The organism is Arthrobacter sp. AOP36-F1-5 (assembly GCF_058137995.1).
This window is the reverse complement of the sequence record NZ_CM176892.1, coordinates 789,845-803,859: the sequence shown is the minus strand read 5'-3', so window position 1 is coordinate 803,859 and position 14,015 is coordinate 789,845. Positions and strand designations below refer to the sequence as shown.

Genomic DNA, 14,015 nt, shown 5'->3' with positions numbered 1-14,015 from the left:
TTCGCCGTCCCCTGCCGCCGCGGTGCCTGCGGCAGCCCTGGCGGACCGGCAGGCGGGGACAAGAACCTAGCCGGCCGTGGACTCCGCGTGCCTGCGACGGATCAGTGTCAGCCGCAGGACGGACAGGGCCACGGCCAGGGCCAGGCACGGCAGCATATAGGCAACGAGGTCCGCATCCGTGGCCAGCGAGACGGCGCCGAGGGCGATGGTCGCGACCATGAACACCCAGGCCAAGGGGGTGATGATCTTCAGCATGGCCCGCTCCTCCCCAGGATTCCATTGGTCCCTTCCCGGGCCCTGGGCGGGCTTGCTGCCCGGTGACCCGGCGGTTGTCCTGTCCGGCCACCGTAGGTTCCCCGCAACGCGGAGCACAAGAGGCACGTGCCTGGTTCCCGAAGCGTCGGTCGGCACTGTTAGATTCGAGCCCTGTCCGTTGGTAGGTCCGCGGCTGAGATGAGAAGGAGTGTGGATGTTCCTGCTGGATGCCGTGGAGGCCACCGAGCCGCCACCCTTGGTTTTCTCGGCTTCCGATCTGGTCACGGCCAGCGAATGCGAATACCAGAGTCTGTATAAACTCGACGTCAAACTGGGCCGCCGCGAGAAACCAGACTTCCCCGAGGACGCCATGGCATCCCGCGCCGCGGACCTCGGTGATGTCCACGAACAACGGGTCCTGGAGCAGCTGGAACACACCCACGGTCCCTGGGACCAGGCCAGCGGCACGGGGGTCCGCCGGATCAACAAGGCCCCCACCATGGACCGGGCCACGCTTGAACGGCTGGCTGCCGACACCACCGAGGCCCTCACCCTCGGGGCCGACGTCGTTTTCCAGGCCACCTTCTTCGACGGCGAATTCCTCGGGTTCGCCGACTTCATCGTCCGCGGGGCCGACGGCCGCTACGCCGTCTGGGACTCGAAACTGGCCCGCCATGCCCGGGTCACCGCACTGCTGCAACTGGCCACCTACGGGGACCAGCTCGAACGTCTGGGATTCGACCCCTCCCCGGTGGCGACCCTGGTGCTGGGCGACCTCGAACACAGCGACCATCCGATGCCCGATCTGCTGCCCGCCTACCGCGAGCTCCGGACGCGTTTTCGCCGGCTGACCGCCGAACACCGCGCCGCGGGGACCACCGTTGACTGGAACCGTCCCGGACTGCGGCGGTGCGGGACCTGTGATTACTGTGCCGAACAGGTCGCCGCCCACGATGACCTGCTGCTCATCGGCGGCATGACTGCGGCACGACGGCGGACCCTGATGGCCGAGGGCATCACCACCATGCATCAACTCGCCGAGCAGCCGGCCCCCGCCGGAGAGGACCCGGATTCGGGTCTGGGCCGTCTCCGCGAACAAGCCAGGGCCCAGACCGGGCTGATGGAATTCGACGGGTCCGCCAGCGTCGGGGAGCACACGGTCTCCTACCGTGTGCAGCCCACCCATGCCATCGGCGAGCTACCGGCCCCCAGCGACGGCGACATCTTCTTCGACTTCGAGGGCGACCCGCTCTGGCAGGACCCCGAAACCGGCACCTGGGGTATCGAGTATCTCTTCGGCGTCATCGAACACGACACCGGCACCCCCGTCTTCCGCCCGTTCTGGGCGCATTCCCGCGCCGGGGAGAAACGGGCGTTCCTGGACTTCCTGGACTATATCCAACAACGCCGTCAGCGGTGGCCCGACCTGCACGTCTACCACTACGCCCCCTACGAGAAGTCTGCGCTGCGCAACCTCTCGGTCCGGCACACCGCCGGGGAAGACACCGTGGATGCCTGGCTGCGCGAGTCCCTGCTGGTGGACCTGTATGACACCGTCCGCCATTCGGTGCGCATCTCGGAAAGCTCCTATTCGATCAAGAAGCTCGAACCGCTCTACATGGGCGCCGATGGCCCGCGGGACGGAGTCACCAACGCGGGGGCCTCGGTCGTGGCCTATGCGATCTACGCCGCCGACCGCGAGGCCGGGAACACCGAGGCCGCCGCATCGACCCTGGCCTCGATCTCCGCCTATAACGAATACGACTGCCTCTCCACGCTGCGCCTGCGTGATTGGCTGCTCTCACTGGCCGCCGACGAGCCGACCCCCGACCCGTCGCCCGGCACGGCCACCGGCGTCCTGCCCGGCACCGGGGCCCCGGCACCGGACGCGTATGAGCCCAGCGCCGAGGAACTGAGGCTGCAGTCCTATCTGGAGCTCGACGCCGATTTCTCATCCCTTCCGGACACGGACCGCCCGGCGGCACGGGCCGACCACGCCGCAGTGGCCATGGTCGCCGCCGCCACCGGCTACCACCGGCGCGAGGACAAGCAGTTCTGGTGGGGCCACTTCGACCGGCTCGAATCCCCCACCGAGGACTGGGCCGAAACCCGGGGAGTCTTCCTCGTGGACTCCGCCGAAGTCCTCGAGGACTGGACCCGGCCACCGCGCGCCCGCACCGAACGCCGCGTCCTGGAACTGACCGGAACCGCCTCCGACGGAACCGATCTGCGCCCCGGCACCAACTGGTTCCGCATGTATGGTCCCCCCGTCCCCTCCGGCGCCGACGTCCCGGTCGATGCCGAGGGCCATCCGGTCCCCGCGGCGCGGGGCGGGATCTTCGACACCGCATTATTGTCGGTGGAGGTCAGCGGCCACGCCACGGTCCTCACGGTCGCCGAGAAATCCAGCGGGAGGATCCCCCCGTACCCGCAGACACCCATGGCACTGACCCCGGGGCGGCCCATCATGACCGTCAGCATCCGCGAATCGTTGGCGGAGCTGGCCCGCCAGGTCGGCTCCACCCTGGTGGTGCCCTCCCCCACCTCGGACCCGGGTGAGGCCCTGCCGGTGATCACCACCCCGCCGAAACTGCCCCACCACCCGGGGCTGGATATCCTGCGCCGGTCCACCCCGCGGCTGGCCAGTCTGGACGGCCTTCCCGCGGTCACCGTCGATGACGAAGGCCGGGGGGACCATATCGGGGCGATCACCGAGGCCGTCGCCGACCTGGATCGCTCCTATCTGGCCGTCCAGGGCCCTCCCGGGACCGGCAAGACCCATGTCGGCTCCCATGTCATCGCCGCCTTGCTGGACCGCGGCTGGAAGATCGGGGTGGTCGGCCAATCCCATGCGGTCGTGGAGAACATGCTCGGAGCGGCCATCAGCAAGGCGGGGGTCGATCCGGAGCGGGTGGCCAAGAAGCCCAAGGACCCCCTCGTCCCCTCCCCCTGGTCGGTGACCGATGACAAGAAGTTCGCCGCCCTCCTCGAGTCCGAGGGCGGGGCGCTGATCGGCGGGACGGCCTGGACGATGACCGGAAAACAGGTTCCCGCCGGCTGCCTGGACCTGCTGGTGATCGACGAAGCCGGTCAGTATTCACTGGCCAATACGCTCGCCGTCGCCCGGGCCGCGGACCGTTTGCTGCTGCTCGGTGATCCGCGGCAGCTGCCCCAGGTCACCCAGGGGACCCACCCCGAACCCGTCGACGATTCGGCACTGGGCTGGCTTTCCGAAGGGGCCGCCACCCTCCCGGGACGGTTGGGCTACTTCCTCCCTGATTCCTGGCGCATGCACCCGGCCCTGTGTGCGAAGGTCTCGGTCCTGAGCTATGCCGGGCGCCTGGCCTCGGCCCCGGCCGCCGCGCGGCGCCACCTCGAGGGGGTCGCCCCGGGAGTCGGCACCGTGCTGGTGGAGCACCACGGCAACGCGACCTCCAGCCTCGAGGAGGCCGAGGAGATCACCGCCCAGGTCGGCCGGCATCTGGGGCTGCGCTGGGACGACGGCGGACGCAGTCCGGTCCGCGGGTTGGGGCCCAGGGACATCCTGGTCGTCGCCGCCTACAACGCCCAGGTCAACGTGATCCGCGAGGCCCTCGATGCCGCCGGGTACGAGGACGTCCGGGTCGGCACCGTGGACAGGTTCCAGGGCCAGGAGGCCCCGGTGGTGCTGGTGTCCATGGCGGTCTCCGCCGCCGAGGAAACCCCACGCGGCATGGATTTCCTGCTCAACCGCAACCGGATCAACGTCGCCGTGTCGCGGGCACAATGGCGTACCGTCATCGTCCGTTCCCCCGAACTGACCAATTTCCTGCCCACCCGCCCCGAGGGGTTGGCCGAACTCGGGGCTTTCGTGGGGCTCTGCGGCTAAAGCAGCAAGGCTGGAGCCTCACCGTGCCAGCCGCCCCGATGCCGGGCAGGTCCTGCGGGCTCAGCCGTCGTGCTCGAACTCGCCCCGCATCGTGTTCAGCGTGCGACGGATGTTCTTGCGCTGGAACTCCGCGAAAAGCTGGCCGCCGGTGACGGCGCGGTCAAAGGCCCCGGCAAGCCAGTCCGGCCATTTAGACCTCCCATCGGTCCAGGTCTCGGTGACCCGGGTGCCCCCGTCAACGTCGTCGAGGTCGTAGGCCCAACTGGCGATCCTGCCGCGGAGCATCGGCCGACGGACACCGATCCTGCCCACGTCGAAGGCGAAACGTCGCCCCGGGTCCGACGCCGTGACGACGCACCGGGTGATCCACCGGGCCCGCCCCCGACGATTGGTCCCCTCGAAGATCTCTCCCACCTGCAGCGGACGGCCCACCGCGGGGGTCGTGGCCCCGGTGTTTTCCGGGCTCCAGCGGGGCATCTGGGCGGGGTCGGCGAGCTGGGTCCAGATCGTCTCGGCGTCGACCTTGATGTCGACGCTGTCGCTGACCTGCATGGTGCGCTTCATTCGGGTCCTCCCGATCGTTGGCCCGGCCGCTGAACATCAACCGTGTTCGGAGCGTACCTCCTCGCGTCGGCGCCGCGAATTGGACGAAACCGCGACCGGCCCCTGCTAGCGTGTGGCCATGAGTGCATTCCACGGTCTCGTTGCCTATCCCGTCACCCCCTTCGACGACTCCGGGGCGATCGATCATCCGGCCCTGCGCCGTCATCTATCCACGCTGGCGGTTTCGGGGGTCGATTCCATCGTCGTGCTGGGCTCCTCCGGTAGTTTCGCCTACCTCGACGCCGCCGAACGCGCCGCGGTGATCACCACCGCCGTCGAGACCGTCCGCGAGGTCAATCCAGCACTGCCGGTCCATGCAGGGGTCAGCGCCGTATCCACCGCCGAACTGATGCGCCACGTCGAGGCGGCCGTGGCGGCAGGAGTCGACGGGCTGCTGCTTTCCACCGTGTCCTATGTGCCCCTGAACGACGACGAGGTCGCCACCCAGTGCCGGCTGGTTGCCGCCGCCTCGGATCTGCCCATCTGCCTGTATTCCAACCCGGCGACCACCAACTTCTCCTTCTCCCTGGACCTCATCGCCGAGCTGGCCACCGAGCCGACGATCGTGGCGATCAAGGAAACGGCCGCCGATCTGGCGACCTTCATCGAACGCCACGAGGCCTTGGCCTCCCGCGTCCACCCCGGTTTCAGCCACGGCATGAGCGGGGACGCGTTGATCGCCGAGGCGGGCTTCGCCGCCGACGCCTGGCATTCCGGACCGGCTTCGGTGCTGCCGGCCCACTTCGGGGCGCTGCGGGCCGCCCTGGTCGACGGGGACATCGTCGAAGCGAACCGGCTGCAGGAGGAACTCACCCCGTTGATGCGCGAATTCAATGCGTTGCGCAAACTCAGCAACCTCCACGCCCTGGCCCGTGCGGCAGGCATCGATTCCGGGGAACCACGCCGCCCGCTGCTCCCCCTGCCCGGCAGCAGCCAGCGGGACCTGGCCCGGCTGCTCGGGGAGCTGTCCGAACCGCTGTAGCGATCCGGCACCGCCCCTGTGCACCAAGGGTTCGAACTCCCGGGTAACTCGTGCTAGACAAGGGGGCATGAAAATGCGCAATTTGGCGGGTTCCCCGGTGAACCCGCTGGGGCTGGGGTGCATGAACCTCAGCCACGGGTATTCGAACTTCCCGAGCTACGCCGACGGCGCCAGGCTCCTGCGTCACGCCCTCGATGCGGGGGTGGACCATTTCGACACGGCCACCCTGTACGGCAGGGGGTGCAACGAGGAACTCGTCGGCGCCGCCTTGGGAAAACGCCGTGACGACTACTTCCTGGCCAGCAAGTGCGGGTTGGAGATCATGGCTCCGGGAGAACGCGGACGCATCGACGGCCGACCCGAAACCATCAGGGCCCAAGCCGAGGCCTCGTTGGACCGGCTGGGCACCGATTTCATCGACCTCTACTACCTGCACCGCCTGGACCCGAACGTGCCGGTGGAGGAAAGCGTCGGCGCCCTGGCCGACCTCGTGGCCGAAGGGGCCATCGGGGCCATCGGCCTGTCGGAGGTCTCCACGGCCACCCTCTACCGGGCGGCAACCGAACATCCGATCGCCGCCGTGCAGAACGAATACTCGCTGGCCACCCGGAACTCCGAACTGGGCGTGCTGGATGCCTGCCGCGAGCTGGGTACCTCGTTCGTGGCCTTCAGCCCGCTCTCCCGGGGCTTCCTGGCCGGCACGCTACTCGATCCCTCCCAACTCCCGGAGCAGGACCTGCGCCACGTGTTGCCGCGTTTCACCGCCGAGAACTATCCGGCCAACCTTCAACTGCTCGATTCCTTCCGCCGGGTCGCCGAACGGCTGGGCCTCACCTGCTCCCAGCTGGCGCTGGCCTGGATCCTGGCCCAGGGCGATCACGTCCATGCCATCCCCGGCACCACCAGCACCGGGCACCTCGACGAGAATCTGGACGCCGGTTCCGTCGCCCTCGATGAGGCCACGGCCGCCGAGGTCGGGACGATCATCAACTCGCAGACCATCCACGGCGCCCGGTACAACCCCGGTCAACAGCGGACCATCGACACCGAGGAGTTCACCGCCGCGCAGGCCTGAGCCGACCTATTCCTCGTCCTTCGGGGCGTGCCGGCTCCGGGCCGGGTCGATGACCTCCTCCACGTCGAAGAACTTCTCCAGGACGTGGTGCTTGCCCTTCAGCGCCGCGTTCATGCTCAACCCGTCCACGTTGATGCGGGCCTGGCGCACATAGTCGTCGGTGAGCTGCATCCAGGCGGGGGTCGAGGCGTCGATGCCGAAGTAGAAATCGAAGCCCGCCTTCTTGAACAGCTCGTACTTCGCCCCGGAATACGCGGCGATGCCCGACATGTCGGCGCCGAACGGGAAGATCAGCAGGTCGGTGTCCCCCAGGATGGGGCTGACTTCCTGGTCCCATTTCCTCGTGTCGGCCTTCAGCCGCGCCATCGTCGAATTCGTGACGTTGGAGTGGCCCCAGGTATGGGAGGCGAAGACCCAGCCCTCGTCCTTCAGGGCCCCGGCGACCTTCTTCGCCTTCCTGGTCTGTGCCTTCACGTCGACCTCCGGGTCATCCCCGTATTCGATCTCGCTGGTGCGGTAGCCCAGCACCCCGTTGTAGCCGGTCAGTCCGAGGATGCCCTTGCTGCCGTGGTAGGAGAAATCGGGGTGCTCACGGACGAATGCGTCCACGACCGTGGGCAGGTCGTAGTCCCCATGGACCGTCGTGCCGGAGGGGTCCTGGTAGGTGTTGGTGATGTTCCCGTCGTCGTCCAGGGTCAGATTCGTGGCGAAGCCGTCGCCGTCCATGTATTCGTAATAGCTGACGTCGTCCTCGGAGAGGACCAGCGGCTTCTTGCCCTGCGGCAACTTGATCGGCCGGTATTCCATCTCCCCGTCGGCGTTTTCGCGGGCGATGTCGTGCGGGTTGACCAGCACATAGCCCTTGTCGTACACGGAGGCGAGGATGGCCTTGAATTCCTTGACCGTGACCATGTAGTCGGCATATCCCTGCGCACTGGGTCCGGGGGCGAAGGCCCGCTTCGGGTCAACGATCAGCGAGTGGAAGAACAGGTGGGAGATCTTCGAGTTGTCCTCCCAGGTCACCGCCTTCTTCTGCTGCGCGGTGATCTTGTCGATGAGATCGGACACGTCCCCGCCCTCGAGATCCTCGAGCTGTTCCAGGGCGGTGGAGTAGTCGTAGTGCGCCGCCGCCGTCCTGGCCTCATCGATCGCGGCCTCGCGCTGGTCCGCTGCCGAGGGCCCCTCGGATCCGCCGTCTGGTGCCAGGCCCGGCCCGGAGGCCCAGGCGCCCCCTCCGGGAGGCCCTTCCTGGCCACCGGATTCCGCGGCGCAGCCCGACAGGCCCAGGGAAACGGCCAGGGCGGAGGACAGAAGCAGGGCACCGGTGGAGCGTGTTCTCCTGGCGGAGGACATTATTGCTACCTCTTTCAGCACGTCGAGCGGACGAAGGCCGGCGGGGGTGCGATCAAACATCCGCTGTCTTCCACGCTAGCCCCGACCTTTGATCCGGACGCACGCGACACGTCGGTTGTGGCCTAGAATGACCATCCGGCCCTCGACGGTGCGAACGCCGTTCGTCGCGCTGCCGCGGCTTCCTTTTCGACCATCACCCGTCCATCGTCGTCCCCCACCGTGTGGGGCGGAAAGTAGCAGATGCCTTCAATCGAACCCGCCGTTGCGACGTGGGCCGACCAGCAGGAATTCAGGTCCTCCCCCGCCTGGAAGCTGCTCTCGGCGACGCCGTGGACGGTCGCGTTCCTGCGGGCCGAGTTCACCCAGGCCCGTCCCCGCGTGGGGTTGGAGGCGTTCCATGCCTCGTTGCAGGCCTTCCTACGGCATCTCCGCTCCGCCGGGACACCGCTCAACGACGCCTGGCAGGCCCAGCAGTACGCCGATTCCTGGGTGCGGGCCGGATATCTGGCGCGGCCGCTGATCGATGGCTCCTTCGTCTACGAGCCGACCGCCCATACCGCCCGGGTGCTGACCTTCCTCGAAGGCTTCTCCGGCTCGGGGACCAATTTGAACTCCTCGCGCTTGAACACCCTGCTGACCAGCATCGAGTCCCTGGCCCATGAAACCGATCCCGACCCCGAGGCGCGGATCCGCCAGCTCGAAGCCGAGATCGCCGAACGCACCGAACGGGTCCGGGCCCTGCGTTCCGGGGCCGCCCCGGCCGTGTTGCCGGCCGACGGGGCCATGGCCGCGGCACGCAGCATCCTGGATCTGGCGGCGAACCTGCCGGCCGACTTCAAGCGCATGCGCGACGGTGTACGGCATATGCTCCACCAGGTCAGACGGGAGATCATGGAAGGCTCGGTGGCCAAGGGCGTGGCCGTCGGCCGGGTCTTGGAAGGTGATAGGCAACTGCGCAGCACCGCCGAAGGCGAGACGTTCCGGGGGTTCACCGAGTTCCTCAACGATCCGACCCGGCAACACCGCTTCCGCCAGGCCATCAACGAAGTACTCGAACGTGATTTCGTCGATGGCCTCAACGCCCAGGAACGCCATACCCTGGCCACCTTGCTGCGTGAGCTGCGCCGCCAGGCCGCCGAAGTGCATTCGAGCTATGGCAAGCTCTCGGAATCCCTGCACGCCTTCGTCCAGTCCGACGAATTCCGCGATTCGGTCCTGCTGCGCCGGACGGTGCGTAGCGCCGAACTGGCGGTCGCCGGTTCCGAGGCACTCGGCCCCCGGACCCCGGTCACTGCGGTGAAGCTGTACGCCCCGGCCTTCTCGACCCTGTCGGGCCTGGGGATCTTCGACCCCCAGGAGCATGTGGCCCCACCGAAGCTCGCCGAACCGCCGGCGATGAGCAGCGCCGACATCCGACGCACCCCCAGCACCCCGAAGGCCGATGCCGACCGGCTCGACACGGCCATCGCCACCGCGGTGGACTCCGCCGCGGGCCCCCTCACCCTCGGTTCCGTGTTCGCCGGGCTCGAGACCAGGGACCACCATGTGAACACCATCCGCTACCTCATCGAGGCCGCCCGCACCGCCGGACGGGACGTGGACACCACCAGATTCGAGTCGATCACCTTCAGCCAGGTCGACGGCTCCGAACGCACCGCCTACCTGCCCGTGATCACCTTCGCGAAGGACACCGAATGAGCCACCCGGACCCCGAATCCCCCGCCCTCGCCCCCCACGGTGCCTCCGGGGACGACGACCAGACCCCGGACACCGCGACCCCCTCGGGCCGCCGGGCCGAGGGAGAGCTCTTCGACGGGGACACCGGCAGATTCGAGTTGGCGCTGCGCCAGGCGCTGATCCGCTTGCTGCGCGGCCCCTACCTGGACGGGAGCGCCGATGCGCGGCTGTGGCAACTGGTGCTGGACCGACGCCGGGAAATCTCCGCCTTCGTCGCCGAGCTGTTCCTGAAGCTGCAGATCGATCCCGAACGGAAGATCGCCCTGCTCGTACCGGTGCCGACCCAGACCGTCCACACCACCGCGATCGTGCCCCGCAAGCCGCTGCGCCGCGAGGAGACCCTGTTGGCGCTGCGGTTGCGGCTGCTGCTGGACCGTCATGCCGGCACCGGAACCGATCCGGTGATCTCCCGCGCCGGGGCCCGGGAGCTCCTCGAGGAGCATCGCCATCCCGGGGCCCTGGACGATAAGCGGCTCGAGGAGCTCACCGATTCCTCCTTGGCCCGGCTGGCTGCCCTGAAACTGATCCTGCCCACCGAACTCGACCACGAATACCGGGTCTCCGGGGCCCTGGCGCTGGCCCTGCCCTTCGATTCGATCGATGAGATCCCCGCCTATCTGCAGTCCCTGGACCGGGCCGCCGACGAGGGGATGGAGCCGACGCTGGAACTGGATTCCGACGTCGTCCCCGATGACCCGGAGGACGACTCCGGGGAGCCCGACGACGACGCCGAAGATGACCCCGTGACCACCACCAACCCCGAAGGGGCGGCCCAGTGACCATCTCCCAGACCCTGCCCTTCGGTGAGGCGATCAACCCCGGACAGCAGCGCCTGTGCTCGATCCAGGTCATCAACTGGGGCACCTTCCACGGCCGGCACGAACTGTATGTGGACCGCGACGGCACCTTGCTCACCGGCCGCCCCGGCGTCGGCAAGTCCACCCTGTTCGACGGAATCGGCCATATCTTCCATGCGGCCCCTCGACTGAACGAATCCGCCCATGAGGCCTCCACCCGCAAGGACCGGCGCACCACCTACTCCTATATGCGTGGACGTCGCTTCACAACCGAAACCGGCACCCTGTATCAACGTCCCGGCGCCACCTGGAGCGCCGTGGCCCTGACCTTCGAGGACGGGTTGGGGACCCGGACCTGCATCGCCGTCCTGTTCGACCTTCCGGCCCAGGGCCTGGAGGGCCAGGTCGGCAAGCACTATGTCATCGGGGACGGCACCCTGGATACCGCGGCGTTGGAAGAGCACGGCTCCCGCAGGTTCTCGCCGTCCTCCCTGATGAAGGTGCTCCCCGGGTTCGAGGCCTTCGATGTCCACCGCACCTTCGCCGAACGGTTCCGCCGGCGCCTGGGTATCGACAACGACAAGGCGTTCTCGCTGCTGCGCACCCTGCAGAACGGCAAAGGCCTGGACCGCGGGGTCAACCAATTCTTCCGCTATGAGGTCCTGGAGGTCCCCTCGACCTTGAAGGCCGCTGCCGGCGCGGTGGAGGACTTCTCCCATCTGCGGGGGATCCACCGCCAACTCGAGGAGGCCCGCGCCCAACGAGATGCCCTGGAGCTGGTGCCCGAACAGCATCGACGCCACCAGGAACTCACCGAATCCCTGCGCCACCTCCAGGGCCTGGGGCGGCATCAATTGCCGCTGCTGCGCGAACATCTGGCCGCCGAACTGCTGGGCACCCGCTCCGCCGCCATCGCCGCCGAACTGAAGGCCAACCGCACCGCCATTTCCGAGGTCTCCGAATCCCGGACCGTGCTGGCCGAACGGGTGCGTTCACTGACCGAACAACACGACTCCCATGGAGGCCAGGCGGTCCAGGCGCTTGAACGTGAACTCGAGGCGGCCCGCTCACGGTTGGCCGAGCGCCAAGGGATCGCCTCCACCCTGAAGACCCGCATGCACGACGCCGGGGTGGCGCTGACGTTCTCGGCTTCCGGTCTGCAGGCGGCCCGTCGCCAGGCGGCGGTGACCGCCGAAACCCTGCAGGGGGTGGCCAAGGATGCGACCACCATGGAACACGAGGCGATCGCCGCGTCCATGGAGGCGCGCGAGAAGGCGCAGAAGCTGCGCCAGGACATCGATTCCTACGCCCGCAGGGGCTCGAACATCGACGGCCTCTCGGCGGCGGCCCGCCGCCGGATCTGCTCCGAAACCGGGATCGCGGCCGAGGACCTCCCCTTCGCCGGGGAGCTCATGGACATGGCCCCCGGGGCCGGCCCCTGGCGCGCCGCGGCGGAGAAGGCCTTGCGCTCACTGGCCACCACCCTGTTGGTCGGCGGCGAGGACATCGAACGGGTGACGGTGGCGGCGGATCGGTTGGAAGGCTATGGCAGGTTGCGGTGGATCGACCTCTCGGCCCACGTCCCCGGCGGCCGCGACGGGGACCCGGTGGCCACCGCCGCCGACCAGGCCCTGGTGACGAAGCTGGAGTTCAAGCTATCCGAGGCCGGCCAGTGGTTGCAACGCAAGATCGCCGCCGACCACGATTTCATCTGCGTGGCCACCGATGCCGACCTGCACGCCGAACGACGGGCGATCTCCCGGGCCGGGACGATCAAATCCGGCCGCGGTTCCTTCGAACGCGATACCCGGCCCGTGGCGGCCTCGGACTACCTGTTGGGCTTCACTAACGAGGAGAAGATCTCCGAACTGACCGTCCAGGTCGACCAGTTGGACGCCGACCGGGCCCAAGCCGAGGAGCTGGCCGCCGAACGCAGCCGTTCCAAGGATTCCCTGGCCCGCAAACTCTCCCTGCTGCGCGAGCTGGTCGCTGACGAACGTCCCTTCTCCGCGCTGGATTCCTCGGTCCAGGGCGCCGCCGTCGAGGAGCTGGAGACCCGGATCGCCGAGGCCATGGATTCCAGCACCGACCTGGCCGGGCTGCGCACCGCCCTGGAGGCGGCCCGCACCGAACTGGAATCCGCCGTCGGACGGCTGGCGGTACTGCGCAACCAGACCGCGACGCTCGAGTCCCGGGCGGCGACCGCGAGCACCCAGCTCGAGGCGGCCCGTGCCTCCAGCGCCGCGGCCGCCCCGGAGGCGCAGGCCCGTGAAGAGCTGGGCGCCGAGCCGCTGCTGGCCGAGGCAATGCACCGGTTGGAGGCCGGCGAGGACTTCGACCTCGCCGAACTGGATGCGGCGGTGTCGGCGACCTCACTGGATCTGGGCGAACGCACCACGGAGGTGCGTGAACTCGTCTTCTCCACCGAGGCCACGCTCACCGAGACGTTCCGCCAATTTGCCCGCGACTTCGGCATGACCACCTCTGCCTCCTTCGGCACCGGCATCGAAAGCGCCCCGCACTATGTGGCACTGCACCGGGCGATCGTCCAGGAGGGGCTGCCGCAACGCCAGGAGGAGTTCCGCGAATACTTCTCCAACCGTTCCTACGAACGCTTCTCGGATCTGCTGCAGCTATTGGAGGAGGAACGCCGCGGGATCGGTGAACGCATCCTGCCGTTGAACCAGATCCTGGCCGATGTCCCCTTCGAGCATGGCTCGTACCTGCGTCTGGAAGTCACCACGGTCGTCCCGGAAGAGGCCCGCGATTTCCGCACCGCGCTCAAGGAGGCGCTCGGCAACGCCTACGGCTCCCGCGGGGTGGAGGAATTGAGTGCGAACTACAAGGCGTTGGAGCAGCTGGTGGACGCCCTGGACGATCCGGCACGGCAAGCCTGGCGGGATACCGTTCTGGACGTGCGCCAACATGTGCGGATCAGCTGCAACGAGCATAAGCCCGGCGGTGAGATCGAAAACGGGTTGGAACCGGGCACGCTCTCCGGCGGTGAGGGCCAACGCTTCACCTCGTTCATCATGGGCGCCGCCTTGGCCTACCAGTTGGGCTTCGCCCTGCAGGGCTTCACGACCTACGGGACCGTGATGATCGACGAGGCGTTCATCCAGGCCAACGCGGAGTACGCCGCCGCCGGCATCAACGCGCTGCAGGAGTTCGGCTTCCAGTTGTTGCTGGCCGCCCCGGAGGACAAGATCGATCTGGCCCTGCATCTGGGTTCGGTCTCGGACATCATCAAGCATCCCGCCTCGAACGTCTCGGGTTTCGTCGAGACCGGCCGCTCCCCCGCCCTGGCCACGGACATCATCCTGCGCTGAGCCGTGGGGCCGGCCC

General features: G+C 68.2%; 9 protein-coding genes. 6 read left to right on the top strand and 3 right to left on the bottom strand.

Going from position 1 to position 14,015, the window contains the following annotated elements:
- Positions 1-66 precede the first annotated feature (66 nt).
- Positions 67-255, bottom strand: a complete 189-nt coding sequence (locus AC3ZI9_RS03640; RefSeq protein WP_444555041.1) for a hypothetical protein — start codon at positions 253-255, stop codon at positions 67-69.
- Positions 256-469: 214 nt separating this feature from the next.
- Here AC3ZI9_RS03640 and AC3ZI9_RS03635 point away from each other — a divergent pair, with 214 nt between their 5' ends.
- Positions 470-4,123 carry a TM0106 family RecB-like putative nuclease gene (locus AC3ZI9_RS03635; RefSeq protein ID WP_444566259.1) on the top strand — a complete coding sequence of 1,218 codons (3,654 nt, stop codon included), beginning with the start codon at positions 470-472 and terminating at the stop codon, positions 4,121-4,123.
- Positions 4,124-4,183: 60 nt separating this feature from the next.
- Here AC3ZI9_RS03635 and AC3ZI9_RS03630 read toward each other — a convergent pair whose 3' ends face one another.
- Positions 4,184-4,687: an SRPBCC family protein gene (locus AC3ZI9_RS03630; protein WP_444555039.1), complete on the bottom strand. Its 504-nt coding sequence runs from the start codon at positions 4,685-4,687 to the stop codon at positions 4,184-4,186.
- A gap of 118 nt (positions 4,688-4,805) precedes the next feature.
- Between AC3ZI9_RS03630 and AC3ZI9_RS03625 the strand changes: the two genes are divergently transcribed.
- Together AC3ZI9_RS03625 and AC3ZI9_RS03620 are read left to right on the top strand one after the other, a co-directional pair.
- Complete coding sequence (locus tag AC3ZI9_RS03625; protein ID WP_444555038.1) at positions 4,806-5,708, top strand: dihydrodipicolinate synthase family protein; 903 nt, start codon at positions 4,806-4,808, stop codon at positions 5,706-5,708.
- 67 nt (positions 5,709-5,775) lie between these two features.
- Entirely contained in the window at positions 5,776-6,783 is a 1,008-nt protein-coding gene (locus AC3ZI9_RS03620; RefSeq protein WP_444566260.1) for an aldo/keto reductase, read from the top strand.
- 6 nt (positions 6,784-6,789) lie between these two features.
- Here the strand turns inward: AC3ZI9_RS03620 and AC3ZI9_RS03615 are convergent, their stop codons facing one another.
- Positions 6,790-8,136, bottom strand: a complete 1,347-nt coding sequence (locus AC3ZI9_RS03615) for a polysaccharide deacetylase family protein (protein WP_444566261.1) — start codon at positions 8,134-8,136, stop codon at positions 6,790-6,792.
- Between the two features lie 240 nt (positions 8,137-8,376).
- On the opposite strand from AC3ZI9_RS03615, the gene AC3ZI9_RS03610 reads away from it, so the two are divergent.
- From AC3ZI9_RS03610 to AC3ZI9_RS03600, 3 genes are read left to right on the top strand one after another with little or no spacing between them, the layout of a single operon-like run.
- Positions 8,377-9,834 carry a DUF3375 domain-containing protein gene (locus tag AC3ZI9_RS03610; protein ID WP_444555035.1) on the top strand — a complete coding sequence of 486 codons (1,458 nt, stop codon included), beginning with the start codon at positions 8,377-8,379 and terminating at the stop codon, positions 9,832-9,834.
- Positions 9,831-10,652, top strand: a complete 822-nt coding sequence (locus AC3ZI9_RS03605; RefSeq protein WP_489923845.1) for a DUF4194 domain-containing protein — start codon at positions 9,831-9,833, stop codon at positions 10,650-10,652. Before AC3ZI9_RS03610 ends, AC3ZI9_RS03605 begins: the two co-directional genes overlap by 4 nt.
- Positions 10,649-13,999, top strand: coding sequence for an ATP-binding protein (locus AC3ZI9_RS03600; protein ID WP_489923844.1), 3,351 nt, complete (start codon positions 10,649-10,651; stop codon positions 13,997-13,999). The genes AC3ZI9_RS03605 and AC3ZI9_RS03600 overlap by 4 nt, the downstream gene beginning before the upstream one ends.
- Positions 14,000-14,015: the final 16 nt, after the last annotated feature.